This window comes from Streptomyces sp. NPDC059906, assembly GCF_042730645.1.
GTDB classification, from domain to species: domain Bacteria; phylum Actinomycetota; class Actinomycetes; order Streptomycetales; family Streptomycetaceae; genus Streptomyces; species Streptomyces rubrogriseus.
The window spans coordinates 222,157-246,610 of sequence record NZ_JBHWKU010000010.1 but is presented as its reverse complement, the minus strand read 5'-3'; the positions used below and the strand labels follow the sequence as shown (position 1 = coordinate 246,610).

Here is a 24,454-nt window from a genome sequence, read left to right as displayed (position 1 = left end):
CCCGGTGGTGCACACTCACCGCATGGCGGACATGGACGCGTTCCGGGACGAGATCGCCCGCCGGGCGGCGGGGGGTGCCGGGGACACGGCGGGTGACCTGGCGGCGGATCTGGTGAGGGACCTCGGCCTGCGGACGGCGGTACTGCTGGAGGGCCCCAGCGACCTCGCCGCCGTCCAGGCCCTGGCGGCCCGCGAGGACCGCGACCTGACCGCCGAAGGCGTGGCCGTGGTGTCCATGGGCGGCGCGATGAGCGTCGGCCGCTACGCGGGGCTGCTCGGCCCACCCGGCCTCGGCCTGCGCCTGACGGGCCTCTGCGACGCCCGAGAGGAGCCCTTCTACGTCCGCGGCTGGCAACGGGCGGGCGCCGTGCGCGACTTCCACGTCTGCGTGGCCGACCTGGAGGACGAGATGATCCGGGCGCTGGGCCCGGAGCGGGTCGAGGAGGTCATACGCTCCGAGGACGAACTCCGCCCCTGGCAGACCTTCCTGGCCCAGCCCGCCCAGCACGGCCGCCCCCGTGACCAGCAGTTGCGCCGCTTCCTCAGCACCAGGAAGGGCCGCAAGATCCGCTACGGCGGCCTCCTGGTCGAGGCCCTCGACGGCGGGCGGCCACCGGCCCCGCTCGCGGATCTCCTGGCGGGACTGTGACCGCCGCGGTGGCGCGCGGCCCGCGTCAGGGCGCGGCCGGCGCCTCGATCCCCCGCAGCAGCAGGTCGATCATTCGGCGCGGGTCGTAGCGGGGATCGTCGTCACCGGCGATGCAGAGGTTGCCGATGCCGCGCATCAATTCGTACGGCTCGATGCCGGGCCTGACCTCGCCCGCGTCGACCGCGGCACCCAGCAACTGCTCGGCCGCGGGCAGCAGCCGGTCGAGGAAATACGTGTGGAGGGCGACGAAGCTGCTGCTGTCCGGCTGCAGCGTGTTCGCCAGTCCGTGCTTGGTGACCAGGAAGTCGACGAACAGATCGATCCACCGGCGCAGCGCCGACAGCGGTGAGTCGGCGTCGGCGAGCAGCCGCGGACCGGCTTGCGCGCACTCTTCGACCTGGTGCCGGAAGACGGCCACGACGAGCTCCACCCGCGTCGGGAAGTGGCGGTAGAGCGTCCCCACCCCGACGCCCGCCCTGGCCGCCACCTCGCGGACCGGCGCGTCCAGCCCCGAGGTCACGAACACCTCGGCCGCGGCATCGAGCAGCCTGCTCTGGTTGCGCACCACATCGGCCCGCCTGCCGCCGGCCGGCTCCTTCCCGGAGCGCTCCGCGCTGGGCACAGGCCCACCCTCCTCATGACCGACTTCGCAGCGGGACTCGTCTCGACTTGCGAAACGGAACCGTGCTCCGTATTGTGAAGTGGAACGACGTTCCGCTTTGGGTTCCCACTGTACCCGAACCGGGCGCTCCCCTCCTCCTGCCTCTTCTCCCCCTGCTTCCTCTCCCTTGCCGCCTGCCCCTGAGGGCCGCGGCGGAGGCCATCGAACGAAAGGCACACCATGCCCGAGTGGACTTCCACAGCCGACCGCTACCTCCACCCGTCCGCCCCGCCCGTCCTGTCGGTCAGCCCGCTGACACTGTCCGTGCCCGGGCGGCCGCTGGACCTCGAAGTGCGCGTCTCCGCACCCCTGACCGGCACCGACCTGCCGGTCGTCCTCCTCTCGCACGGCCACGGAGGGGCGTACGGCCTCTCCTCGCTCGACGGCTATCTGCCGCTCGCCAAGGTCTGGGCGGCCCGCGGGTTCGTCGTCATCCAGCCCAACCACCTCAGCGCCCCCAGGCTGAGCCACCTGGTCGGCGACAGGCCCGAAGCGCCGTTGTTCTGGCGCTCCCGCGCCGAGGACATGAGCAGCATCCTCGACCGGCTCGACGAGATCGAGAGGGCCGTTCCGCAGCTCGCCGGGCGCGTGGACCGCGGCAAGGTCGCGGTGGCCGGCCACTCCCTCGGCGCCTTCACCGCCGAACTTCTCCTCGGTGCCAGGATCACCGACCCCGACACGAACGAAGAGGTGGACCTCCTTGAGCCGCGGATCACACAGGGCGTGCTGATCGGCGCGACCGGCAGGGGCGGCGACACCTTCGACGGGTTCATGTCCGACCGGGTGCCGGTCTTCCGCACCGTCGACCTCACCACGATGACCACCCCGGCGCTGGTCGTCGCCGGTGACAAGGACGACTCCCAGCACTGGACGACCATGGGCCCCGACTGGCACGCCGACCCGTACCACCTCACCCCCGGGCCCAAGACCCTGCTCACCGTCTTCAACGGCGAGCACCTCTTCGGTGGGATCCAGGGCCACGACAGCGTCGAGACCTCGGACGAGAGCCCCGACCGGGTCGCCGCGGTCGCGGAACTCACCGCGGCCTACCTCCGCACCGCCTTCGACAGCGCCGACAACGCCTGGCGGACGGCGCAGGACGCGCTGACCACCGGGTCCGACGCCTTCGGCCGCGTCGAATCGAAGTAGCCCTGTTCCCAGGCCGAGAAAGAAGATGAGCCCAGTGGCACACAGGCAGCACCCGTCGGATCAGGATTCACCGCCGCCTCGACGGCCGGGGAAGTCATCGCCGGCCTCGATCTGACCGGCATGTACGCCGCACGCGCTCCGGAGCGGGCCGCGGCCGCCCTGGCCGAGGCCGGGCTCGGCGGCGTCGAGACCGGCCGGCTCGACCTGCTCGACCCGGCATCGATCGGCACGTTCGCCGACCACTGGCTGACAACCGGCCGTCCGCTGCACATCCTGGTCAACTGCGCCGGCGCAACACCTCCGAGGCAGCTCGAACGCGATGCGCGCGGCCACGAGGTGCAGTTCGCGACCAACCATCTGGGCCACTTCCAGCCGACCCTCGCCCTGCACCCCGCCCTCCGCGCCGCCGCCGGGTCGCGCGTCGTCAACGTGTCCTCCGGGGCCCAGCGATTCGGCGAGATCCGCTGGGACGACCCCGGCTTCCGGCGTGGCGAGTACCACCAGGGCGTGGCATACGCCCAGTCCAGGCTCGCGAACGTGCTCTTCGCGGTCGCACTGGACCGCCGCTGGGCCGAGGACGGCATTCGCGGCTACGCCGTGCACCCCGGCGTGATCGCCGGCACGGCTCTGAACGGCTCGGCGGGCAGGGAAGCCCTGCTCGCCCAGGGGCTGATCGACGAGTCCGGCCGACCGGTCATCGACCCCGACCGGGGCAAGAAGACGCCCCAACAGGGCGCGGCCACCATCGTGTTCGCGGCAACCAGCCCTCTGCTGGCCGCCATCGGCGGGGTCTACCTCAAGGACAACGACATCTCCCCGCTCGACGACGAGGTGAGGCCGGTGACGGCGGACGACGTCCCCTCCGACGCCGCGTCCCACTCCATCGACCCGCAGTCGGCCCAGCGGCTCTGGGAGCTGAGCGAGAGTCTGCTCAAGTCCTGAACGGGCAGGCCCGCCCCGTGGGTTCAGTCCGTGAGCCAGCCGGGGCTGACCATGCGGTACTCGTAGGCCATGACCACGACCTGGGACCGGTCGCGGGCACCGAGTTTGGCCAGGATCCGGCTGACGTGGGTCTTCGCGGTCAGTGGGGAGACCACCAGCTCCGCGGCGATCTCGTCGTTCGTGTGACCGGCGGCGATCAGCCGCATGACCTCACGTTCGCGGCTGGTCAGGGCGTCGAGCCGCTGGTCGGGCGGTCGGGCGTGGTCCGGGCGGTCGGCGAACTCGGCGATCAGCCGACGGGTGACCGAGGGGCTGATGAGCGCGTCGCCGCGCGCGGCGACCCGGACCGCGTGCAGCAGTTCGGCCGGTTCGGTGTCCTTGAGCAGGAAGCCCGTGGCGCCGCGGCGCAGGGCTCCGTACACGTACTCGTCGAGGTCGAAGGTGGTGAGCATCACCACCTTCACCGCTGCCAGGTGCTCGTCGGCGGCGATGCGGCGGGCCGCTTCGAGGCCGTCCATGCCGGGCATCCGGATGTCCATCAGCACCACGTCGGGCCGCAGTTCCCGGCACGCGGCGACGGCGGCGCGCCCGTCGGCGGCTTCGGCGACGACGTGTAGGTCGTCCTCGTCGTCGAGGATGCCGCGGAGTCCCGCGCGCACGAGGCGCTGGTCATCCGCCAGCAGGATCCTGATCATCAGCTGCTCCGCCGATCGGCTCGTGGTGGTCCGGCAACGGTAGTCGGGCCCGGACCGTGAAACCGCCTGCGCGGCCCGGTTCGGCGCTCAGGGTGCCGCCCAGGGCGCGCGCCCGTTCGGCCATGCCCGCGATGCCGCTGCCGTGCCCCGCGCGGGCCGGTCCCGGGCCGTCGTCGGTGACCGAGAGGACCAGGGCCCGCCGATCGCGGTGCAGGCCGACGACGACGCGCCGGGCGCCGCTGTGCCGGACGGCGTTGGTCAGTGATTCCTGCACGATGCGATAGGCGGCGAGGTCCACCGCGGCCGGCAGTGGGGCGTCGGCTCCCGCGCGCTCGAGGCGGACCTCCAAGCCGGCCCGGGCCGCCGTGGAGATCAGCTCGTCGATCCGGGACAACCCGGGTGCGGGCGTGGTGGGTGCCGCTTCGTCGACCTGGCGCAGGACGCCCAGGGTGGCGCGGAGTTCTCGCAGGCCGTCCCTGCTGCTCTGCTTGATCGCGGTCAGAGCTTCCTCGGCCAGGCCGGGGTTCTTCGGCAGCCGGTGCAGGGTGGCGGACGCCTGCACGTGGATCATCGACATGGTGTGGCCGACGACGTCGTGCAGTTCGCGGGCGATGCGCAGCCGCTCCTGGGTGGCGCGCCCCCTGGCCTGCTCCTCGGCGTAGGCGAGCCGGTCGTGGCGCATCGCGCCCAGCGCCACCACCGCCACCAGCCAGCCCGTCAGCATGAAGACCGCCGTGCCGGTGACGTCCCCGGTACCGACCAGCGCTCCCGCGCCCACGCCGATCACCATGACCGCGGCCATGGCGACCGACGTCTGGATCCGTCCAAGGGCCGCCAGCGTGTACAGGGCCGCGATCGGGATCACCACGAGTGGGCCGTCGACGCTGCTCAGCAGGTAATAGGCGCCGGTGCCGAGGACGGTGCACCAGCCGACCGCCGCCGGGTGGCGGCGGCGCAGCGGCAGTACCGCGCACACCGCCGCGGCCAGGAGCCAGGAGCCGATCACCGAGGGGCTCGCGTCCCAGTCCGCACCGAGGCGCTGCCCCTCGGCCACGCCCGCCAGAGCCAGGACGACTCCGGCCAGAGCCAGGTCGGCACGCGGGCCGGTGGGCAGGCGGAGGCGGGAGACGTCGAGGTACGGCACTGCTCCATACTGCCCGGAGCACGCCACGACCTGGTGGATTATGTTGCCTTTTGGGCTCGGGGTGCGTGCTGGAGGAGTACGCGGGGGCGGGGGCCGTACACCGGCGGGTGTACGTCCCCCGCCTTGACTGTCAGCCGGGGGCCGACGCCCGCGCCCGGTGCGGCCAGCAGGATCGAAGACATGTCGTCGCCCCTCGCCCCCACCCGGATCAGTGCCGCCGTCGTCGGCGCGCTCGTGGGTGCCGCGGCCGGAATCCTGCTGGTCACCGCTGCCGGAACGCTCCCGATCACGGTCAGTGGCCTGTTCGCCGGACTCGCAGTCGGTGTCTCCGCGCTCGCCGGAGCAGTGGTGGGCGCGGCGGTGACTCCAGGCAACACCCGTTCCGACCAGAGGTAGGCCCATGTCTTCCCCTCGCGGCTCCGCCGCGCCCCTCGCCCCGCCCCCGCCGGGAGCCGGCACGTCCGCACCCCAGGGCCGGTTCGGCGCCCTGGCCGGCTGGGCACAGCGCCACCGCTGGGCGGCTCTCGTCCTGTGGGTGGCGGTCGTGGCCGCCATCACGCTGGGCTCCACCGCGGCCGGCTCCGCGTACCGGAACGACTTCACGCTGCCGGGCACCGACTCCCAGCGGGCCACCGACCTGTTCGAGCGGCACGGCAGTGACCAGGCGGGCGACAGCATCCAGATCGTCTTCAAGGACACCGCGGGCGTCCGGAGCGACAAGGACCGCGTCGAGCCGATGCTGGCCGAGGTGAGGCAGCTGGCCGGGGTCGCCGACGTGCGCAGCCCCTTCGCCGACGCTGCGGCGGTCTCCGAGGACGGCACGATCGCCTACGCCTCCGTCACGCTGGACGGCAAGGCCGAGGAGGTCCCCAAGCAGGACGTCGCCGAAATCCTCGACGTCGCCCAGCACATCGCCACCGACGACCTCCAGGTCGAGGTCGGCGGGGAGGCCGCGCGCAACGCCGAGGACCAGGCGCCGCCGACCGCGGAACTGACCGGGATCGTGGCCGCCCTGGTCATCCTGGTGCTGCTGTTCGGCTCGCTCCTGGCGGCATCGCTGCCCCTGATCACCGCGCTGTTCGCGGTCGGCGGCGCCATCGGCCTGATCGGCCTGGCCTCGCACATCTTCACCGTCGCCGACTTCACCCCTCCCATCCTCATGCTCATCGGGCTCGGCGTCGGCGTCGACTACGCCCTGCTGATCTTCTACCGCTACCGTCACGAACTCCTGGCGGGAGCCGAGCCCGACGAGGCGGGCCGCAAGGCCCTCGGCTCCGCCGGACGCACGGTCTTCTTCGCCGGCTGCACCGTCATCGTCGCCCTCCTCGGCCTGGTCGCCCTCGGGTTCGGCTCTCTGCAGGGCATCGCCCTGGCGGTGGCCGTCACCGTCCTGGTCACGATCGCCGCCTCCCTGGTCCTGCTGCCCGCCCTCCTCGCCCTGTTCGGCGACCGCATCCAGCGCCATGTCCTCAAGCAGCGGGCCAAGGCCGCGAAGAAGGGCACGACCGAAGGCAACCGCTGGCGGGCCATGGCGGGCGCCGTGCAGCGCCGCCCGATCCCGACCCTGCTGGTCGGCGTCATCGCACTCCTGGCCCTGTCCGCACCGGCCCTGGGCATGCGCCTGGGCTTCGCCGACTCCGGGAACGACGCGAAGGACACCACCTCCCGGCACGCCTACGACCTGCTCGCCGAGGGCTTCGGCCCCGGCTTCAACGGCCCGCTCATCGTCCTGGTCAAGGGCGACCGGCAAGCGGGCCAGGCCGTCCAGGCCCAGCTCGCCACCACCGACGGCGTCGCCGAGGCCAGTCCGGCGATGCCCTCCGAGGACGGCGCCCTGTCCACCGTCTTCGTCTACCCGACGACCTCTCCGCAGTCCACCGGCACCGTGGACCTCGTCCACCACCTGCGCGACGACGTGGCCCCACCGCTGGAACACACCACCGGCGCCGAGGTGCTGGTCGGTGGTGCCACCGCCGCCTCCCAGGACGTCTCCGAGACCCTCGCCGACCGGTTGCCGCTGTTCGTCGCCGTCGTGGTCGGTGTCTCCTCCATCCTGCTCCTGCTGGTCTTCCGGTCCATCTGGATCCCCGTCAAGGCCGCCGTCCTGAACCTGCTGTCCATCTCGGCCGCGCTCGGCGTGATCACGCTGGTGTTCCAGCACGGCTGGTTCGGCGCCCAGCCCGGTCCCGTCGAGGCGTTCATCCCCGCGCTGATCTTCGCGATCGTCTTCGGGCTCTCCATGGACTACGAGGTCTTCCTCGTCTCACGCATCCACGAAGAATGGACACGCACCAAGGACCCCGCGCAATCCGTACGGGAAGGACTCGCTGCCACCGGCAAGGTCATCACCGCCGCCGCCGGCATCATGATGTTCGTCTTCGGGGCGTTCGTCCTCAGCCCCGACCGCATGCTCCAGCAGTTCGGGCTCGGCCTGGCCGTCGCCATCCTCCTCGACGCCGTGGTCATCCGCTGCCTGATCGTGCCTGCCGTCATGCAGATGCTCGGCAAGTGGGCATGGTGGCTGCCCGCACCACTGGCCCGAAAACTGCCCAGGATGTCCATCGAATCCCCGGAACACGGCTGACCCGCGGCCCGGCGCGGCCCGTCCAGTCGCCGGGCCGCGCCCCCTGGCCGCCGGCCCTGCTACTTCGTGGCCCCCTGCGCGAAGCCGTTGTAGATGTAGCGCTGGAGGAACAGGAAGATCACCAGGGTCGGCACGATGACGAGGACGGCCCCGGCGGAGATGTTCTCCCAGTGCGCCCCGAAGGGGCCCTTGAACCGGAACAGGGCGGTCGACATGGTGCCGAGATCCTCGTCGGGCATGTAGAGGAAGGGGATGTAGAAGTCGTTGTACGTGGTGATGCCCTTGATGATGACCACGGTCGCGATGGCGGGCTTCAGCAGCGGAAAGATGATCTTCCGGTAGATGGTGAAGGAGTTGGCGCCGTCGAGCCGCGCGGCCTCGTCGAGCGACCGGGGGATGCCGCGGATGAACTGCAGGAAGATGTAGATGGCCACGATGTCCGTGCCCATGTACAGCAGGATCGGGGCCCAGCGGGTGTTGAACAGCCCGAAGCTGTTGACGACCTGGAAGGTGGCGACCTGCGTCGTCACGGCCGGCACCAGCGTGGCGATCAGGAACAGCGCCATGACGAGCTTCTTGAAGCGGAAGTCGAAGCGGTCGATGGCGTACGCGGTCATCGAGCCGATGATCACGGTGCCGGTGATGGAGAACAGCAGGATGAAGGCCGTGTTGCCGAAGGCCTTCAGCATGTGGCCGTCGTTGAAGGCCGTGGCGTAGTTGGAGAAGTTGAGCCAGTCGTCCGGCAGGGCGAGCGCGCCCTGGCCCTCGGAGATCTCCCCGTAGGACTTGAGTGAGGTCAGGAAGACCACGGCGAGCGGCAGCAGTACCACGAGCGAGGCGACGACCAGCGACAGGTACGTCAGTGCGGTGCTGACGCGCGGGCGGCGGCGTGCCTGTTCCCGGGAGCGGGCGGGGGCGGTGAGGGTCATACGAGATCCACCTTCTCGTCGGGCACGAGGCGGCGCTGGATCCAGGTGATCACCAGGATGATCGCCAGCAGCACCACGGCGCAGGCCGAGGCCAGGCCGGTCTTGTTGAACTGGAAGGCGAACTTCACCGTCTGGATGACGAACGTCGACGTCTCCGTCGCACCGCCGGTCATGATGTACGGGATCTCGAAGACGGAGAGGGAGCCGGAGATCGCCAGGATGACGCTCAGGCTCAGCACCGGCCGGATGCTCGGCGCGATGATGTGCCGGAACTGCTTCCAGCGGCCGGCGCCGTCGAGCTGCGCGGCCTCGTAGAGCTCGCCGGGGATCGACTGGATCGCGCCCAGGAACAGCACGAAGTTCAGGCCGGTGAAGCGCCAGACGGACACGCCCGCCATGGAGGTGTTGGCCGACTGCGGCGACCCCAGCCAGGCGTGGTCGGTGCCGACGCCGAACCAGGACAGGACCGAGTCGAGCGTGCCGCCGTCCTGGAAGAAGTACAGGAAGACGAAGCCGATCGCGACGCCGTTGATCAGATAGGGGAAGAACAGGATGCCCTTGAACAGGTTCCTGAAGCGCAGGTCGAAGCTGAGGACGGCGGCGAAGTACAGGGCGATGACGATCTGCACGACGGATGCCGCGAGGTAGTAGAAGCTCACCGCGAACACCCGGAACAGCTCGGGCCGGGTGAAGATCTCGGTGTAGTTGTCCGCCCCGACGTAGGCGCGGTCGGGGCTGATGCCGTCCCAGTCGGTGAAGCTGTAGTAGATCATGTTGCCCACCGGCACGTAGGTGAACGTGATCAGCAGGGCCAGGGGCGCCAGCAGGAACAGCCACGGGGTGAGCTTGCGCAGCGGCCGGCCGCGCCACGAGGAGCCGGCCCGTGCGCGGCGCCGGGAGGGTCGTTTTCCGGTCCGGCCCGGCGCGGCGGCCGGGGCGGGTGGTGACGCGGTGGAAGCGGTTCGGGTCATTGCGGAGCCAGGGCCTTTCGTCGTCCGCTGAGGGCACCGGGCGCCGGGTCCCCGTCGACCGGGGAGGCGGGAGGGGACCCGGCGGGTGCTGGGTTCAGACGGGTGCCGGGGTCAGGAGCCGACCGTCTGCCTGGCCTCGGACCAGCGCTTGTTCAGGTCGTCGAAGTAGCCCTCGAGGGAACCGTCCGTGGCGCCGCGGGCGATGTCGATGAGCTTCTTGCGGTAGTCCGGCTTGTTGAGTCCGATCTCGGAGGCGTTGTCGACGGCGTCGACCTCGGCCGTCCGCGCCGCGGAGCGCTCAATCATCTTGACATCGTTGTCAACGTAGTCCTTGAGGGTCGCCGGCATCCCCTCGGCCTTCAGGGCGGAGACGGCGCCCTCCTTGGCCGCGTACCCGGACTTCTCGGTGAACCAGTCGATCCACGCCCGGGCGGCTTCCTTGTGGGCGGAGTGGATGTTGACGGCCTGCTGGTAGTCGGAGACCAGAGTGGAGCAGAACGTGCCGTCCTTCTGGGACGGGAGAGGCATGAAGCCGATGTCGTCGGGGTTCTGGCCGGCCTTCTCGGCCGCGTCTCGCATCTGGTTGATGGCCCAGGAGCCCAGCACCATGCTGCCCACCTTGCCCTTGGCCAGGAGGGTCTTGGAGCTCTCCCAGTTGGTGGTGGCCGGGTCCTTCTCCGACAGCTTCTCGTGGACGATGTCGTAGAGCAGGGTGTCGAGGGCGTTGAGGTCGTTGCCCTCGGCCCACGGCTTGTCCATGTCGGCGAGCTTGTCGTGGCCCTGGGTGTCGCAGCTGATGGAGCCGACACTGTTGGTCCAGGGGCTCTCCAGCGGCCAGCCGTCCTTGAAGTTGGTGTAGTACGGGGTCGCGCCGGTCTTGTCCTTGACGGCCTTGAGGTCGTCGAGGAACTGCTCGGTCGTCGTCGGCCAGTCGGTGATCCCGGCCTTCTTCCACAGCGCCTTGTTGTAGACCAGGCCGTTGGCGGTGCCGAAGGTGGCGATGCCGTAGGTCTTGCCGCCGACGTCGGTCTTGTCGGTGAAGCGGTACTTGGGCTTCATCGAGGACGTCTCGCCGAGCGGTGCGAAGAACTTGGGGTAGTCGCCCTTGGCGACCGCCGACGGGATGAGCAGGACGTCGCCGTAGTCCTCCGTGTTCATGCGGATCTTGACCTCGCCCTCGTAGTCGGTGAGGCCCTCGAACTCGACCTTCACGTCGGGGTAGGTCTTGTTGAACTCGGCGGCGTACTTCTTCATCGTCCCGTCCTCGACGAGGTCGGTGCGGTTCGTGAGCACGGTGATGTCCCCCGAGACGCCGTCCGGGTTGACCGGCGCGGCGGCGGTTTCGCCGGCGTCCGCGCTGCCCCCTCCGCTGCACCCCGCAACGGTCAGCATCGCGGTGGCGAGCAGTGCGACGCTCAGCGTCCTCTTCCCCATGTGCCCAGCTCCTTTCCAAGGATTACGGCTCGGGCTCCGGTGGTGGTTGACGGCGACTATGTCAGCCGCTCGTGAACCGGTAAAGCTTCCCAAACGTTCGCGATACTCAATCGTTACCTAAGGTGAGGGGCTGACGCGGGCTCTCCATGCGCCAACTGGGCCTCCGTGACGGCTTCTACCGAGGAAGGAGGGCTAGACCGGTTCACTTCTGTGGGGTTAGGTTGAGCCGCGTTGCATACGACACCGGGCCCGTCCCGCAGAAGGAGCCGTACATGAAGGAAGTCCTCTCGCTCGCCGAGGGCTGGAGCCTGAGCCACAGCGACAACCCGTTGCCCGCCCAGGTCCCCGGCTGCGTCCACGCCGACCTGCTCACGGCCGGCCTGATCCCGGACCCCTTCCTCGGCGTCAACGAACCCGACGTGGCCTGGATCGGACAGCGGGCCTGGAGCTACGTCCGCGACCTGCCCGCCACCGACACCGCCGTGGCGGGGTACGAGCGGACCGACCTGGTGTTCGACGGACTCGACACCGCCGCGACCGTCACGCTGGACGGCCGGGAACTGGGCCGCACCCGGAACATGCACCGGCGGTACCGCTTCGACGTCACCGGCCACCACGGGCGCCTGGAGGTGGACTTCGCCTCCGCCTACGACGAGGCGGCCTCGGTGCGTGCGCTGACGGGGGAGCGCCCCAACGTCTACCCGGAGCCGTTCCAGTACATCCGCAAGATGGCCTGCAGCTTCGGCTGGGACTGGGGCCCGACCCTGGTGACCGCCGGCATCTGGCGCCCGGTCCGGCTGGAGCGCTGGTCGACGGCCCGGCTGGCCGACGTGCGCCCACTGGTGACGGTCGAGGGCGGCGCGGGCCGCGTCGAGATACGCGTGGAGGTCGAGCGGACCGCGCAGGGGACGGCCCGCCCGCTCGCCGTGTGTGCCACCGTCGGGGCCGGTCTCGCCGAGGCGCGCGGTGCGGTGCAGGGGACGCACGCCGTGCTGACACTGGAGGTCCCCGATGCCTCCCTGTGGTGGCCCCGCGGCTACGGCGACCAGCCCCTGTACGACCTGGACCTCGCGCTCGTCGAAGAGGCCGCCGGTCCCGGGGCCGAAGAGCGGCCCCTCGACTCCTGGCACCGGCGCATCGGCTTCCGGACCGTGGAACTGGACCGCTCGGCGGACGAGCACGGCACCGGCTTCACCCTCGTCGTCAATGGTGAACGGATCTTCGCGCGCGGGGTCAACTGGATCCCCGACGACGTGTTCCCGTCCCGCATCACCCCGGACCGCTACCGCACCCGGCTGCGCCAGACCGCCGACGCGGGCGTCGACCTGGTGCGGATCTGGGGCGGCGGCATCTACGAGGACGACGCCTTCTACGACGCGTGCGACGAGCTGGGCCTCATGGTCTGGCAGGACTTCCTCTTCGCCTGCGCCGCCTACCCGGAGGAGCAGCCGCTGCGCGGCGAGGTCGAGGCCGAGGCGCGCGACAACGTTGTCCGGCTGATGCCGCACCCCTCGCTCGTCCTGTGGAACGGCAACAACGAGAACCTCTGGGGCTTTCGCGACTGGGACTGGGAGCCCGAGCTGCGCGGCGACTCCTGGGGCGGCGGCTACTACCTGGACCTGCTCCCGCGGATCGTCGCCGAACTCGACCCCACCCGCCCCTACACCGCGGGCAGCCCTTGGTCCGGCTCCTGGGACCACCACCCCAACGACCCGGCCCACGGCACGTACCACTCCTGGGAGGTCTGGAACCGCCGGGACTACGCCGAGTACCGCGACTCGGTGCCCCGCTTCGTGTCGGAGTTCGGCTGGCAGGCGCCGCCCGCGATGGCCACCCTGCGGCGCGCGCTGCCCGGCGAACGGCTCGCGCCCGACTCGCCCGGCATGCTGCACCACCAGAAGGCGGAGGACGGCAACGGCAAGCTGAACCGGGGCGTGGAGCGCCACTTCGCGCTGCCCGAGGACGACTTCGACCGCTGGCACTACCTCACCCAGGTCGTGCAGGCCCGCGCGATCGCCACCGGGATCGAGCACTGGCGCTCGCACTGGCCCGTGTGCGCGGGGACGATCGTCTGGCAGATCAACGACTGCTGGCCGGTCAGCTCCTGGGCGGCCATCGACGGCGACGGCCGGCTCAAGCCGCTCTACCACGAGCTGCGCCGGGTCTACGCGGACCGGCTCCTCACGCTCCAGCCGGGCGACGGCGACGAGGGCCTCCCCGTGCTCGCCGTCGTCAACCAGTCCGCCGAGCCCTGGCAGGCGCACGTGAGACTGCGCCGCCTGCGGGCGGACGGCACCGAGGTGGCCGAGCACGCGCTCGACGTGACCGTCGCCGCCCGCGCGGTGCACCGTCGGACCGTGCCGCAGGACCTGGCCCCCGCCCAGGGGTCCGTCAAGGAGTTCCTCGTCGCGGACAGCGAGGACCTGCGCAGCGTGCACCTTCCCGTGACGGACCGCGAGTTCGCCTACCCGGTTCCGCACTACGACGTCGCGGTGGAGTCCCCGATGGGTGCCGGGACGGGTAATGTCGAGGTCGTGGTAACCGCACACACCCTCGTACGCGACCTCCTCCTGCAGGCCGACCGGCTCGGACCGGACGCGGTCTGCGACACCGGACTGCGCACCCTCCTCCCCGGCGAACAGCTCCGCCTGCGGGTCACCGGCGCGACCGACACCGGGGCCAATGCCGTCCGGGCGGCGCTGTTCTGCGTGGAACCGGCGTGAGCGCACCGTCCGTACGCGTCACCATCAAGGACGTCGCCGCGGCCGCCGGCGTGTCCAAGGGCGCCGTGTCCCTCGCGTTCAACGACAAGCCGGGGGTGTCCGACGCCACCCGGGAGCGGATCTTCGCGGCGGCCCGGCAGCTGGGCTGGGCCCCGAACTCATCGGCCCGCAGCCTGTCGCGCCAGTCCGTCGACACCGTCGGCCTGGCGATCTGCCGGCCCGCCCGGCTGCTGGGCCTGGAGCCGTTCTACATGGAGTTCGTCTCCGGTATCGAGAGCGTGCTGGCCGAGCGTGACTGCTCCCTGCTGCTTCGCCTGGTCGGCTCGCTGGACGAGGAGATCGGGCTACAGGAACGCTGGTGGCGAGAGCGGCAGATAGGGGGCTCGATCCTGGTCGACTTCCATCACGAGGATCCGCGGATCGCCCCGCTGCGGCGCATCGGTCTCCCGGCCGTGGCGGTCGGCCACCCCACCCTCACCGGCGGATTCCCGTCGGTGTGGACCGACGACGACGCGGCCGTCGCCGAGGCGGTGCGCTACCTGGCGGTGCTGGGGCACCGGCGCATCGCGCACGTGGGCGGCCCCCGGGGGCTCGGGCACAGCGCCATCCGGACGAGCGCGTTCGAACGGACCATGAGCGCACTCGGCCTCGAGGGCGGTCCGCACGTCGAGACGGCCTTCTCGGGCGAGGACGGTGCGCGGGCCACCCGCTCCCTGCTGCTGTCCGCCGAGCGGCCCACGGCGATCCTCTACGACAACGACATCATGGCGGTCGCCGGACTCGGTGTCGCCGCCGAGATGGGCGTCTCCGTGCCGGACGACCTGTCACTGCTGGCGTGGGACGACTCCCAGCTGTGCCGGCTGACGCACCCGACTCTGTCGGCGATGAGCCACGACGTGCACGGCTTCGGCGCGCAGGTCGCACGGGTGCTGTTCGAGGTGCTGGCGGGCAGGGACGTGACGTCCCAGCCGGTGGCGACACCGTCCCTGGTGCCGAGGGCGTCGACGGCGGCGCCTCGCTTGTAGAGAACGGCGGAACGGACGGCCAAGAGGGGGCGCGGCATCGTGTCGCGCCCCTTGCTCGCTCTAAACCGCTAAACCTGCTGACCAGGGCATCAATTGCACCCTCATGGGCTACCCGCGCGCTATTGACCTGCATATTTACGTTTGCGTGAACGATTGACAGCCCTATCCGTTGCCTCTACGGTCCCTAGCGATTAACCGGTAAAGCCGGTCACGAAGCCAGACAACGTTGTCATGTGCATGTCCGCAGTCACTGGAGGAGACACATGCGAAAGCGGCGAAGCACGCTGATCACGACCGCCGGTACGGCCTTCGCGGCCGTTCTCGGACTGCTGCTCTCACTCGCCGGGCCTTCCGCCGGGAGTGCGCAGGCCGCGGCCGGTGGCATCCACGTCAGTAACGGACGGGTCGTCGAGGGCAACGGCAGCGCGTTCGTCATGCGCGGGGTCAACCACGCCCACACCTGGTACCCGGACCGCACCAGCTCGATCGCGGACATCGCGGCCAAGGGAGCCAACACCGTCCGCGTGGTGCTCAGCAGCGGCGGCCGCTGGACGAAGACGAGCGCCTCCGAGGTCTCCACGCTCATCGGCCAGTGCAAGGCCAACAAGGTCATCTGCGTCCTGGAGGTCCATGACACCACCGGCTACGGCGAGGACGGCGCCGCGACCAGCCTGGACCAGGCGGCCGACTACTGGATCAGTGTGAAGAGCGCGCTGGAGGGTCAGGAGGACTACGTCGTCGTCAACATCGGCAACGAGCCCTTCGGCAACACGAACTACACCGCGTGGACCGACGCGACCAAGGCGGCCATCGCCAAGCTCCGCGGCGCCGGCATCGACCACGCCCTCATGGTCGACGCGCCCAACTGGGGCCAGGACTGGTCCGGCACGATGCGGTCCAACGCGGCCTCGGTCTTCGCCTCCGACCCCGACCGCAACACCATCTTCTCCATCCACATGTACGGGGTCTACGACACCGTCGCCGAGGTGCAGGATTACCTGAACGCCTTCGTCGGCAACGGACTGCCCATCGTCGTCGGTGAGTTCGGCGACCAGCACAGCGACGACAACCCCGACGAGGACGCCATCATGGCGACCGCCCAGTCCCTCGGCATCGGCTACATCGGCTGGTCCTGGAGCGGCAACGGCGGCGGGGTCGAGTACCTCGACATGGTCAACGGCTTCGACCCGAACTCGCTGACCAGCTGGGGCAACCGCATCTTCAACGGCAGCAACGGCATCGTCGCGACGTCCAGGACGGCGACGGTCTACGGCGGTGACGGAGGCAGCACGGGCGGTACCGCGCCCAACGGTTACCCGTACTGCGCCAACGGCAGCGCCTCGGATCCCGACGGCGACGGGTGGGGCTGGGAGAACAACCGGTCCTGTGTGGTCCGGGGTAGCGCGGCGGACGGCTGACCGGGTCGACGGTGACGCCCCGCCCGGGAGAGGTTCGCGGGCGGGGCGCTCGGCCGCGCGGCGGTGTCAGTCGTTGGTCGTGTACGTGAGGAAGCGGGCCCATGCCCCCGGAGACACGGCGAGTTGGTCCCCCTGCCGCACCTTGGAGTCACGGACGTGCACGGTGTCGGGACAGGCCGCCACCTCGACGCAGTCGCCGTCGCCGCTGCTGCTGTACGAGCTTTTGAACCAGGCCGGTTCCGTCGTGTTCATGAGGCTCCTCGCATCTGCCGCAACAGGCCCAGGGAATCATCGAGGGAGAGAGCCTGTGACCGCATCCTGGCATACCTCATCTGGAGGACGCTGACCTCCCTCCGTTCGGAGACGAACATGCCTCCGCGTTGCCCCTCGTTGTAGGCGAACCAGCGTGCCTCTGGTGTCTCCAGGAGCTGCATCGGGCCAGCCATCCCTGCGTGCGCGTTCCGCGCTACCGGCATCACCTGCACCTCCACGTTCCGTAGCTCCGCCAGTCCCAGAACGTGGTCGATCAACTCCCGAGCGGTCTGGGCCCCGCCTGTGCGCCGCAGGAACAGATGCTCCTCCAAAATGAAGCTGAACGCCGTGTTCGGTCGCTCCTTGAGCAGCCGCTGCCGTTCCGCCCGGGCCACCCAATGCGCCTCGATCTGGTCGTCACTCAGTGGCGGCAGTTGGTTCGTGAACAGCGTGCGCGCGTACGCCTCGGTCTGCAACAGACCGGGAATCAGGCGGCATTCATACGTGTACAGACTCACCGCCTCCGCCTCGAACCGCGCCCACTGCCGGAACCAGCTCGCCAGCCCCGGTTGCCGCGACAGATGCCGTGCCGCACCCCGCAGCACGCCGAACGCGTCGAGGACTTCCTCCGCGCGCTCCACGAAGTCCAGCGGAGGGAACCGCCGCCCCTGCTCGATCGAGGCCACCGTCGGCACCGAGTACCGCACCTGCGGCGCGAACTCCTCCTGCGTGAGTCCCGCCCGCTTGCGGAACGCCTTGACGACCTCGCCGAAGGTCCGGAGACTGTCCGACCGCTCCGGTTCCCCACCCCCGCAGAGCGCTTCCGCGCCGCCCGCGCCACCTGTACCGTCCGACATCCAGGACACCTCCCGCACGTACGCCCACCCGGGCCAACCCGCCCAACGGGCCCATGGTCACGGATGGTTACCCCTACCGTCCACTCTCCGTACCCGTACGCTGACCCTGCGTACCAGTGGCCGACCTGGTGGCGGACCGTAGCCGCAGGTGGGATGGTCGGCATGAGACCAGCCCCCACCCCCCGACTCCCGGTCACCGCGCGTGTGTTCGTGCAGCGGTTCAGTTCCACCCCGCGCGGCGCCCGGCTGGCCCGGCACCTCGCCGTACACCGCCTCGACGCCTGGGGCGTCCCGTACGGCTCGGCGGTCTCCGACACGGCCGCGCTGCTCGTCGCCGAACTGGCGGCGAACGCGGTGACCCACGGGCGGGTGCCGGGGCGGGACATTGAGGTGCTGCTGCGGCTGGACGCGTACACGCTGCGGATCGACGTGTCCGACAGCCGCGGGGAGCGCCGTCCGGCCGGGCCGGAGGGGACGGTCACGGCGGCGCCGGAGGCAGAGCACGGCCGTGGGCTGCTGCTCGTGGACGCGCTGGCGGACCGGTGGGGCGTGTTCGACCGCGTCCCCGTCGGCAAGACCGTCCGCGCGGAGCTGGACCTGCTGCTTTGTGGCCCCTGAGCGCCTAGGGCGCCGCCGTTCTGGTCAGCCTGAGGCTCGGTGGAGCGTCGGGGTCGGTGCGGAAGTACACCTCTCCCTCGTCACCCGTGTAGAGCTGGACACCGGCCGTCATGCCGAGTCCGCCGTCCTCGACCGACAGGTAGACGAAGTCGCTGCCGTACTCGGACTCGACGAAGTCCCAGGTGCCGCTGAAGTCGTCCGCGTCGCCCTTGGATCCGTCCATCGAGATGTGCGTGGCGGCGAACGTCCTGTCCGATTCGAGCGTGATCTCGCCGTCGGTCGCCTCGTTGCGGTACACGCCGGGCAACTTGTCGGGGTCCACCGGGGGCGTACACCCTGACGTGAGTATCGCGGAAACCGTCAGGGCTCCGAAGAGCCACCGTCTGTGTCTTGTCCTGAGCGCCATCGCCCCAGCGTACGGGGCCTGTCCGGCGGCGGCTCAGGCGCGTTCCGCGCTCAGGGCCCGCCCCACGGGTACGCGGGTGTGGGCGCGGGCCGACAGAGCGGTCAGCGCGCCGACCGTCAGAAGTACGGCCAGCGCCGCGGCGAGCAGCCAGGCTCCCGGCGGCATGACCTGCGTGCCGAACAGCCAGTACAGGACGAGCCCGGCCGGAACACCCGCCGCCACCCCCGGTACGGCGGGCAGGAGTTGGGCGACGCACAGGGCCGCGGTGACCTGGCCGGGTGTGGCGCCGAGGGTACGGGCGACGGCCAGGGTGTGCCGGGCCTGCACGGCGGTGCTCCAGCCGAGGAGCACGGTGTTGAGCACGGACAGCGCCACCAGGACGAGCGTGACGGCGAGCAGCACCTGACCGGTCTGGTCGGCCCGTACGTCGATGGGACCGAACCGGCTGAAGTCGGGCCGCACATCGAGTTCGGCGTGCCAGGTGAGCAGGGCGGTGACCATCAGCGTGGTGGCGGCCGTGCCGGCCGAGGCCAGGACGGCGCGGCCGGGCCGGCGGGCGAGCAGCCGGACGCCGAGCAGGAACGAGGTCGGCAGATGTGCCGTCACGGCGTTCAGGTGCGGGTGACGTGTGAGCAGGTGCGCCGGGTCGGCCAGGGCGTGGACGGTACTGGTGCGGGCGGCGCGCAGGGGGGGCCGAGGGCACCGGTCGCGGCGACGAGCACGGCGAGCAGGAGCGCGGCGGTGACGGTGTTGGCATCCGGGGGGCCGAGCGTGTTGAGCAGCCCGGCGCTGGGATCGACCACGTGCGGCGCGGTCAGCGTGCCGACGGTCAGACCGAGCGCGGTGGCGAGCAGTGTCAGCAGCAGGTACTGCGCCAGCAGGACGGCGGTGACGGTGGCGGGCCCGGCGCCGACGGCCTTGAGCAGCGCGGCACGCCGGTTGTCACGGGCGGAGCGCACGGTGGCGAGCGCGGCGAGGGTGACGACCGCGGCGACGGCGAGCAGCGAACCGCCGACGACCAGGGCGGGCCGGCTGTTCCTGATCATGGCGCTGTCGGTTTGGAGGATGCCCTGCCAGTTGTGGGTGTTGACCCAGGCGTCGCCCCTGCGGTCCGGGGTGAAGACGGACTTCTGCCACCGTTGCGTCGCGGCGGGGTCGGTCAGCTTCAGGTGGATCAGGTGGACACCGGCGGCGTCGGTGTCCTTGGCCGCCGTACGGGTGTCGGCGGTGGTGAGCCAGATCCGGCCGCCGAAGTCGGACGGGCCGGGGCCCTGCGCGGCGTCGCTCCACGGGTACACGGAGGTGGCGGCGCTGATCGCGGTCCCGACGACCGGATAGTCGCGTGTGCCGATGGTGACGCGGTCGCCCACGTGCACGCCGAGCGCCCGGGCGAAGCCGCGTTCGAGCACCGCCCCGCCGGGGCGCACCCAGGTGCCGGAGGTCACCAGCGGCCGGTCCACGACGGCGGGCGAGCCGTCCCGCCCCTCGACGGAGGAGTGCGCCTTTCGGCCGTGCGCCTCGACGTAGGTGTCGAAGGCGAAGACGGGGTCGGACTGCGCCGCCACTCCGGGGGTGTCCGCGATGCGGCGGGCCACGGCGGTCGGATCCGCGGCCGTCGTGACCGCCACGACGTCCGGCCCGGCGGTGGCCTCGCGGGTCTTCGCGTACCCCGTGGCCACGGCGTCGTCGCTCGCCAGCCCGAGGGTCAGGCTCGCGCCGGCGACGGTGACGGCGAGCAGGAACACGACGGCCTCGCCGGGACGGCGGCGCAGGTCGCGCGCGATCAGGCGCCACACCAGCAGGAGACGTCCCACGGTCAGCCCTCCCAACGCAGCAGCGCGCCGAGCCGATTGCCGTCACGAGGGGCGTCCAGGCGGGTGTCGTCCGTCACCAGCCCGTCGCGCAGGGAGACGACGCGGTCGGCGGTGGCGGCGACGCGTTCGTCGTGGGTGACCAGGACGAGCGTCTGGCCCGCGGTGCGCAACTCGTCGAAGAGCCGCAGGACGTCGTGGGTCGCCGCGGTGTCGAGGTTGCCGGTGGGCTCGTCGGCGAGGACCACCTGCGGCTCGTTGGCGAGGGCGCGGGCGATGGCGACCCGCTGCCGCTGGCCGCCGGAGAGCGCGGAGGGCAGATGGCGGGCCCGGTCCGCGAGCCCGACCCGCTCCAGCAGTTCGGCGGCGCGGCGGCGGGCGGTGCGCGGTGACGCGCCGGCGAGCAGCGCGGGCAGTTCGGCGTTCTCCGCCGCGGTCAGCTCGTCCATGAGGTGGAAGTCCTGGAAGACGAAGCCGACGGCGCGGCGCCGCAGCCCGGCCAGCGCCCGCTCGCCGAGTTCGTCGATCCGCTGCCCGCCCAGCCACACCTCGCCCTCGCTGGGCCGGTCGAGGCCGCCGAGGAGTTGCAGCAGTGTGGACTTGCCGCAGCCGCTGGGCCCGGTCACGGCCAGCGTCTGCCCGGCGGGGACGTCGAGGTCGACCCCGTCGACGGCCCACACCAGGCTCTCGTCCTCGCCGTAGGTGCGGGTCAGACCGACCGTCCGCAGCGCCGGACCGCCCGCCCCCTCGGGCCCGCGGACTCCCGGGCCCCCGCCCGCACCCGGGGTGGCGACCGCGCCCTTGCGCCGCGACCGGCCGCCCCCGGCCCGTCGACCGTCTCTCGTCATGCGCTTCCTCTGCCTTTCCCACGTCGGGCACGGGCGGACCAGGCCCGCGCGCATGCCTCCAGCCAGCGAAGATCGGCCTGCAGCCGGAGTGCGACGCCCTCCAGGAGCAGCCCGGCCTCCGTATCGGGGTCGTGCACGAGGGCGGCGTGCTGGGCCTCGGCGAGCGCGCGCATCAGCTCCCGGCGCCGCGCGTCCACGAGTACGAGCGGATCGGCCAGGCCCGACTCGGCGGCGGCCACCAGCTTCAGATGGAACTCCGTCACGTCCGCCCTCGGGCCGGCGCTCTCGGCCAGCCACGCGGCCACCCGCTCCTGCCCGGCCGCGGTCAGCGCGTACACCTTGCGCCGCGGGCCGCGCACCGGCGCGTCCTCACGGTCCTGGACGACCAGGCCCGCCTTCTCCAGCCGGGTGAGCGTCACGTAGACCTGCCCCGCGTTGAGCGACTCCCCGAGCGGTCCGAGCGCCGCCACCAACCGTCCGCGCAGGTCGTACCCGTGCGACGGCTCCTTGGCCAGCAGCGCCAGCACCACGTCCTGCACGGATCACCCTCCCTCCCCGAGACGCTCAATAGATAGCGGTTAGACAATGGGGGAGTCAATCGCGGGTCCGCGTCCATATGCTCGACGCATGCTCACCGAAGTAACCGCCACCCGCTACATCGAGCCCCTGCGTTCCGGCGGCTCCGTGCCCGCCGTGGTCGAGGCCGACGATCTCGGCACCTACGTCCTGAAGTTCACCGGCTCCGCGCAGGGCCGCAAGGCGCTGGTCGCCGAGGTGGTCGTCGGGGAGCTGGCCCGGGAGCTGGGGCTGCGGGTGCCGGAGCTGGTGCTCGCGCACTTCGACCCGGCGATCGCGGACGCCGAACCGCACCAGGAGGTGCGGGAGCTGCTGCACGCCAGCGCGGGGCTCAACCTCGGCATGGACTACCTGTCGGGCGGTGCCGACTTCACGCCCGAGCTGGCCGAGGTGTTCCCGGTGGACGCGCGCGAGGCCGGGCGGGTCGTCTGGCTGGACGCCCTCACCGTCAACGTCGACCGGACGGTGCACAGCTCCAACCTGATGGTCTGGCCCACCCTCGGCACCGTGCCGCCGCGCCTGTGGCTCATCGACCACGGCGCGGCCCTCGTCTTCCACCACCGCTGGGGCGCCTCCCCGCCCGAGAAGGCGTACGACTTCCGGCACCACGCCCTCGGCCACTACGCGCCCGACCTCCCGGCCGCCGACGCCGAGCTGGCGCCGAAGGTGACGCGGGAGCTGCTGCGCGAGGTGCTGGACCGGGTGCCGGAGGCCTGGCTGACCTGCGAGGGCGACCTCGACACGCCGGAGAAGGTGCGCGCCGCCTACGTGGACTACCTGCACGCGCGCGTACGGGCCTCCCGGCAGTGGCTGCCCACCGGCTTCCCGAGCCGCGAGGAACTCGCCGCCGAGAACGCCGCCCGCGCGGCGCGCACGCAGCGGGGCCGGCCCGACTGGCTGAAGCGGGTCCCCGATCTGCACGGCGAGCCGCCCGCGGAGCAGGACTGGTCGGTCCACCTCGGCTGACACACGTCCGCGCCCCCGGTGCCGAAGCACGGCACCGGGGGCACGGACGTACGGAGTCCTGCGGCGTCAGCCCTTCAGCTGCTCGTACGCCGGCAGCGTCAGGAAGTCGGCGTAGTCCTCGTCGAGCGACACCGTGAGCAGCAGGTCGTGGGCCTGCTGCCAGTTGCCGGCCGCGAAGGCCTCGTCGCCGATCTCGGCGCGGATGCCGGCCAGCTCCTCGGCGGCGACCTTGCGGGCCAGGTCGGCGGTGACCTGCTCGCCGTTGTCGAGGACGACCTCCGCGTTGATCCACTGCCAGATCTGCGAGCGGGAGATCTCGGCGGTGGCCGCGTCCTCCATCAGGTTGAAGATGGCCACCGCGCCCAGGCCGCGCAGCCACGCCTCGATGTAACGGATGCCCACCTGCACCGCGTTGACCAGACCGGCGTACGTCGGCTTGGCGTCCAGGGAGTCGACGGCGATGAGGTCGGCCGCCTTGACGTCGACGTCCTCGCGCAGCCGGTCCTTCTGGTTGGGCCGGTCGCCGAGGACCTTGTCGAAGGACTCCATGGCGATCGGGACCAGGTCCGGGTGGGCGACCCAGGAGCCGTCGAAGCCGTCGCCGGCCTCGCGGTCCTTGTCGGCGCGGACCTTCTCGAAGGCGACCTTGTTGACCTCGGCGTCCCGGCGGGACGGGATGAACGCCGCCATGCCGCCGATCGCGTGCGCGCCCCTCTTGTGGCAGGTGCGGACCAGGAGTTCGGTGTACGCCCGCATGAACGGGGCGGTCATCGTCACCGCGTTGCGGTCCGGCAGGACGAACTTCGCGCCGCCGTCACGGAAGTTCTTGACGATGGAGAACAGGTAGTCCCAGCGCCCGGCGTTCAGCCCGGAGGCGTGCTCGCGCAGTTCGTAGAGGATCTCCTCCATCTCGTACGCGGCCGTGATCGTCTCGATCAGGACGGTGGCGCGCACCGTGCCCTGCGGGATGCCGACGTAGTCCTGCGCGAAGACGAACACCTCGTTCCACAGGCGGGCCTCCAGGTGGGACTCCGTCTTCGGGAGGTAGAAGTACGGGCCCTTGCCGAGGTCGATGAGGCGCTGTGCGTTGTGGAAGAAGTACAGGCCGAAGTCGACCAGGGCGCCGGGGACCGGACGGCCGTCCACCTGGAGGTGGCGCTCGTCGAGGTGCCAGCCGCGCGGGCGCATGACGACCGTCGCCAGCTCGGCGTCCGGGCGCAGCGCGTAGGACTTGCCGGTGCGCTCGTCGGTGAAGTCGATGGCGCGGTGGTAGGCCGAGGTGAGGTTGAGCTGGCCGAGGACCACGTTCTCCCAGGTCGGCGCGGAAGCGTCCTCGAAGTCCGCGAGCCACACCTTCGCGCCCGAGTTGAGCGCGTTGATGGTCATCTTGCGGTCGGTGGGGCCGGTGATCTCGACGCGGCGGTCGGTCAGCGCGGCCGGAGCGGGGGCCACCTTCCAGGAGTCGTCCGCGCGGATCGCGGCCGTCTGGGGGAGGAAGTCGAGCGTGGAGGTGCGGGCGATCTCGGCGCGGCGCTCCGCTCGGCGGGCGAGGAGCTCGTCACGCCGGGGCGTGAACCGCCGGTGCAGCTCGGCCACGAAGGCGAGCGCCGCATCGGTGAGGACCTCCTCCTGCCGGGGCAGGGGCTCGGCGTCGACGATGGCCAGCGTGGACGGCGCTGGTGCGGACATGAGCTGTCACTTCCTTCAGCGGTGGCACCGGGTGCCAGAGGGTGCGTATGGGGTATTACGCACTCGCCGTGCAGCGGAGTGCTTCTGGTCAGTGGATAGTAGTTTCC

Annotated in this window: 24 protein-coding genes; 10 read left to right on the top strand and 14 right to left on the bottom strand. The window is 71.1% G+C overall.

From position 1 onward, the window contains the following. Positions 1 to 22: 22 nt before the first annotated feature. A complete protein-coding gene (locus tag ACFV9J_RS18300; RefSeq protein WP_385355461.1) occupies positions 23 to 649 on the top strand; it encodes a TOPRIM nucleotidyl transferase/hydrolase domain-containing protein in 627 nt (208 codons plus the stop codon). Positions 650 to 674: 25 nt separating this feature from the next. Here the strand turns inward: ACFV9J_RS18300 and ACFV9J_RS18295 are convergent, their stop codons facing one another. Beyond that, positions 675 to 1,271 (bottom strand): TetR/AcrR family transcriptional regulator, encoded by a 597-nt coding sequence (locus ACFV9J_RS18295; RefSeq protein WP_385355459.1) that lies wholly within the window; start codon positions 1,269 to 1,271, stop codon positions 675 to 677. A 219-nt stretch (positions 1,272 to 1,490) separates the two neighbouring features. On the opposite strand from ACFV9J_RS18295, the gene ACFV9J_RS18290 reads away from it, so the two are divergent. Then, positions 1,491 to 2,459, top strand: a complete 969-nt coding sequence (locus tag ACFV9J_RS18290; protein ID WP_385355456.1) for an alpha/beta hydrolase family protein — start codon at positions 1,491 to 1,493, stop codon at positions 2,457 to 2,459. Between the two features lie 120 nt (positions 2,460 to 2,579). After that, positions 2,580 to 3,401 carry an SDR family NAD(P)-dependent oxidoreductase gene (locus ACFV9J_RS18285; RefSeq protein ID WP_385355453.1) on the top strand — a complete coding sequence of 274 codons (822 nt, stop codon included), beginning with the start codon at positions 2,580 to 2,582 and terminating at the stop codon, positions 3,399 to 3,401. Between the two features lie 23 nt (positions 3,402 to 3,424). On the opposite strand, the gene ACFV9J_RS18280 is transcribed toward ACFV9J_RS18285, so the two are convergent. Together ACFV9J_RS18280 and ACFV9J_RS18275 are read right to left on the bottom strand one after the other, a co-directional pair. Continuing rightward, positions 3,425 to 4,096 carry a response regulator gene (locus ACFV9J_RS18280; protein ID WP_385355451.1) on the bottom strand — a complete coding sequence of 224 codons (672 nt, stop codon included), beginning with the start codon at positions 4,094 to 4,096 and terminating at the stop codon, positions 3,425 to 3,427. Continuing rightward, positions 4,071 to 5,240, bottom strand: coding sequence for a sensor histidine kinase (locus tag ACFV9J_RS18275; protein WP_385355449.1), 1,170 nt, complete (start codon positions 5,238 to 5,240; stop codon positions 4,071 to 4,073). The genes ACFV9J_RS18280 and ACFV9J_RS18275 overlap by 26 nt, the downstream gene beginning before the upstream one ends. Before the next feature lie 180 nt (positions 5,241 to 5,420). On the opposite strand from ACFV9J_RS18275, the gene ACFV9J_RS18270 reads away from it, so the two are divergent. Together ACFV9J_RS18270 and ACFV9J_RS18265 are read left to right on the top strand one after the other, a co-directional pair. Then, positions 5,421 to 5,636, top strand: a complete 216-nt coding sequence (locus ACFV9J_RS18270) for a hypothetical protein (protein WP_385355446.1) — start codon at positions 5,421 to 5,423, stop codon at positions 5,634 to 5,636. 4 nt (positions 5,637 to 5,640) lie between these two features. Then, complete coding sequence (locus ACFV9J_RS18265; protein WP_385355444.1) at positions 5,641 to 7,824, top strand: MMPL family transporter; 2,184 nt, start codon at positions 5,641 to 5,643, stop codon at positions 7,822 to 7,824. A gap of 59 nt (positions 7,825 to 7,883) precedes the next feature. On the opposite strand, the gene ACFV9J_RS18260 is transcribed toward ACFV9J_RS18265, so the two are convergent. The 3 genes from ACFV9J_RS18260 to ACFV9J_RS18250 all read right to left on the bottom strand — a co-directional run bounded on the left by ACFV9J_RS18260 (position 7,884) and on the right by ACFV9J_RS18250 (position 11,158). After that, positions 7,884 to 8,753, bottom strand: coding sequence for a carbohydrate ABC transporter permease (locus ACFV9J_RS18260; protein ID WP_385355441.1), 870 nt, complete (start codon positions 8,751 to 8,753; stop codon positions 7,884 to 7,886). Further along, the gene (locus ACFV9J_RS18255; RefSeq protein ID WP_385355438.1) at positions 8,750 to 9,724 is read right to left on the bottom strand and encodes a carbohydrate ABC transporter permease; all 975 of its coding nucleotides are present in this window, start codon (positions 9,722 to 9,724) and stop codon (positions 8,750 to 8,752) included. Before ACFV9J_RS18255 ends, ACFV9J_RS18260 begins: the two co-directional genes overlap by 4 nt. 111 nt (positions 9,725 to 9,835) lie before the next feature. Next, on the bottom strand, positions 9,836 to 11,158 hold the full coding sequence (locus tag ACFV9J_RS18250) for an ABC transporter substrate-binding protein (protein ID WP_385355435.1): 1,323 nt from the start codon (positions 11,156 to 11,158) through the stop codon (positions 9,836 to 9,838). A 272-nt stretch (positions 11,159 to 11,430) separates the two neighbouring features. On the opposite strand from ACFV9J_RS18250, the gene ACFV9J_RS18245 reads away from it, so the two are divergent. The 3 genes from ACFV9J_RS18245 (at position 11,431) to ACFV9J_RS18235 (ending at position 16,324) form a co-directional block, all read left to right on the top strand. After that, on the top strand, positions 11,431 to 13,881 hold the full coding sequence (locus tag ACFV9J_RS18245; RefSeq protein WP_385355433.1) for a glycoside hydrolase family 2 protein: 2,451 nt from the start codon (positions 11,431 to 11,433) through the stop codon (positions 13,879 to 13,881). Then, positions 13,878 to 14,906 carry a LacI family DNA-binding transcriptional regulator gene (locus ACFV9J_RS18240; RefSeq protein WP_385355430.1) on the top strand — a complete coding sequence of 343 codons (1,029 nt, stop codon included), beginning with the start codon at positions 13,878 to 13,880 and terminating at the stop codon, positions 14,904 to 14,906. Before ACFV9J_RS18245 ends, ACFV9J_RS18240 begins: the two co-directional genes overlap by 4 nt. A 263-nt stretch (positions 14,907 to 15,169) precedes the next feature. Further along, positions 15,170 to 16,324 (top strand): cellulase family glycosylhydrolase, encoded by a 1,155-nt coding sequence (locus ACFV9J_RS18235; protein ID WP_385355427.1) that lies wholly within the window; start codon positions 15,170 to 15,172, stop codon positions 16,322 to 16,324. A gap of 66 nt (positions 16,325 to 16,390) precedes the next feature. On the opposite strand, the gene ACFV9J_RS18230 is transcribed toward ACFV9J_RS18235, so the two are convergent. After that, positions 16,391 to 16,576 carry a DUF397 domain-containing protein gene (locus ACFV9J_RS18230; RefSeq protein WP_385355425.1) on the bottom strand — a complete coding sequence of 62 codons (186 nt, stop codon included), beginning with the start codon at positions 16,574 to 16,576 and terminating at the stop codon, positions 16,391 to 16,393. Beyond that, on the bottom strand, positions 16,573 to 17,433 hold the full coding sequence (locus ACFV9J_RS18225) for a Scr1 family TA system antitoxin-like transcriptional regulator (RefSeq protein WP_385355423.1): 861 nt from the start codon (positions 17,431 to 17,433) through the stop codon (positions 16,573 to 16,575). Before ACFV9J_RS18225 ends, ACFV9J_RS18230 begins: the two co-directional genes overlap by 4 nt. 162 nt (positions 17,434 to 17,595) lie before the next feature. On the opposite strand from ACFV9J_RS18225, the gene ACFV9J_RS18220 reads away from it, so the two are divergent. Then, positions 17,596 to 18,051 (top strand): ATP-binding protein, encoded by a 456-nt coding sequence (locus tag ACFV9J_RS18220; protein ID WP_385355421.1) that lies wholly within the window; start codon positions 17,596 to 17,598, stop codon positions 18,049 to 18,051. 4 nt (positions 18,052 to 18,055) lie between these two features. Here the strand turns inward: ACFV9J_RS18220 and ACFV9J_RS18215 are convergent, their stop codons facing one another. The 5 genes from ACFV9J_RS18215 to ACFV9J_RS18195 all read right to left on the bottom strand — a co-directional run bounded on the left by ACFV9J_RS18215 (position 18,056) and on the right by ACFV9J_RS18195 (position 21,655). Continuing rightward, the gene (locus ACFV9J_RS18215; RefSeq protein ID WP_385355419.1) at positions 18,056 to 18,373 is read right to left on the bottom strand and encodes a hypothetical protein; all 318 of its coding nucleotides are present in this window, start codon (positions 18,371 to 18,373) and stop codon (positions 18,056 to 18,058) included. 117 nt (positions 18,374 to 18,490) lie between these two features. Further along, a complete protein-coding gene (locus tag ACFV9J_RS18210; RefSeq protein ID WP_385355416.1) occupies positions 18,491 to 19,063 on the bottom strand; it encodes an FtsX-like permease family protein in 573 nt (190 codons plus the stop codon). A 5-nt stretch (positions 19,064 to 19,068) separates the two neighbouring features. After that, complete coding sequence (locus tag ACFV9J_RS18205) at positions 19,069 to 20,271, bottom strand: FtsX-like permease family protein (protein WP_385355414.1); 1,203 nt, start codon at positions 20,269 to 20,271, stop codon at positions 19,069 to 19,071. Between the two features lie 2 nt (positions 20,272 to 20,273). Next, positions 20,274 to 21,116 (bottom strand): ABC transporter ATP-binding protein, encoded by an 843-nt coding sequence (locus ACFV9J_RS18200; protein WP_385355411.1) that lies wholly within the window; start codon positions 21,114 to 21,116, stop codon positions 20,274 to 20,276. Beyond that, complete coding sequence (locus ACFV9J_RS18195) at positions 21,113 to 21,655, bottom strand: PadR family transcriptional regulator (RefSeq protein WP_385355409.1); 543 nt, start codon at positions 21,653 to 21,655, stop codon at positions 21,113 to 21,115. The genes ACFV9J_RS18200 and ACFV9J_RS18195 overlap by 4 nt, the downstream gene beginning before the upstream one ends. 88 nt (positions 21,656 to 21,743) lie before the next feature. On the opposite strand from ACFV9J_RS18195, the gene ACFV9J_RS18190 reads away from it, so the two are divergent. After that, positions 21,744 to 22,658, top strand: a complete 915-nt coding sequence (locus ACFV9J_RS18190; RefSeq protein WP_385355406.1) for a HipA family kinase — start codon at positions 21,744 to 21,746, stop codon at positions 22,656 to 22,658. Between the two features lie 66 nt (positions 22,659 to 22,724). On the opposite strand, the gene aceB is transcribed toward ACFV9J_RS18190, so the two are convergent. Continuing rightward, complete coding sequence (gene aceB, locus ACFV9J_RS18185; RefSeq protein ID WP_385355404.1) at positions 22,725 to 24,347, bottom strand: malate synthase A; 1,623 nt, start codon at positions 24,345 to 24,347, stop codon at positions 22,725 to 22,727. Positions 24,348 to 24,454 lie beyond the last annotated feature (107 nt).

Coding starts and splice junctions, on each gene's coding strand:
- ACFV9J_RS18190 (WP_385355406.1), top strand. CDS start 21,744: ATGCTCACCGAAGTAACCGCCACCCGCTACATCGAGCCCCTGCGTTCC.
- aceB (WP_385355404.1), bottom strand. CDS start 24,347: ATGTCCGCACCAGCGCCGTCCACGCTGGCCATCGTCGACGCCGAGCCC.
- ACFV9J_RS18245 (WP_385355433.1), top strand. CDS start 11,431: ATGAAGGAAGTCCTCTCGCTCGCCGAGGGCTGGAGCCTGAGCCACAGC.
- ACFV9J_RS18285 (WP_385355453.1), top strand. CDS start 2,580: ATGTACGCCGCACGCGCTCCGGAGCGGGCCGCGGCCGCCCTGGCCGAG.
- ACFV9J_RS18290 (WP_385355456.1), top strand. CDS start 1,491: ATGCCCGAGTGGACTTCCACAGCCGACCGCTACCTCCACCCGTCCGCC.
- ACFV9J_RS18300 (WP_385355461.1), top strand. CDS start 23: ATGGCGGACATGGACGCGTTCCGGGACGAGATCGCCCGCCGGGCGGCG.
- ACFV9J_RS18280 (WP_385355451.1), bottom strand. CDS start 4,096: ATGATCAGGATCCTGCTGGCGGATGACCAGCGCCTCGTGCGCGCGGGA.
- ACFV9J_RS18270 (WP_385355446.1), top strand. CDS start 5,421: ATGTCGTCGCCCCTCGCCCCCACCCGGATCAGTGCCGCCGTCGTCGGC.
- ACFV9J_RS18250 (WP_385355435.1), bottom strand. CDS start 11,158: ATGGGGAAGAGGACGCTGAGCGTCGCACTGCTCGCCACCGCGATGCTG.
- ACFV9J_RS18220 (WP_385355421.1), top strand. CDS start 17,596: ATGAGACCAGCCCCCACCCCCCGACTCCCGGTCACCGCGCGTGTGTTC.
- ACFV9J_RS18200 (WP_385355411.1), bottom strand. CDS start 21,116: ATGACGAGAGACGGTCGACGGGCCGGGGGCGGCCGGTCGCGGCGCAAG.
- ACFV9J_RS18225 (WP_385355423.1), bottom strand. CDS start 17,433: ATGTCGGACGGTACAGGTGGCGCGGGCGGCGCGGAAGCGCTCTGCGGG.
- ACFV9J_RS18255 (WP_385355438.1), bottom strand. CDS start 9,724: ATGACCCGAACCGCTTCCACCGCGTCACCACCCGCCCCGGCCGCCGCG.
- ACFV9J_RS18230 (WP_385355425.1), bottom strand. CDS start 16,576: ATGAACACGACGGAACCGGCCTGGTTCAAAAGCTCGTACAGCAGCAGC.
- ACFV9J_RS18265 (WP_385355444.1), top strand. CDS start 5,641: ATGTCTTCCCCTCGCGGCTCCGCCGCGCCCCTCGCCCCGCCCCCGCCG.
- ACFV9J_RS18260 (WP_385355441.1), bottom strand. CDS start 8,753: ATGACCCTCACCGCCCCCGCCCGCTCCCGGGAACAGGCACGCCGCCGC.
- ACFV9J_RS18235 (WP_385355427.1), top strand. CDS start 15,170: ATGCGAAAGCGGCGAAGCACGCTGATCACGACCGCCGGTACGGCCTTC.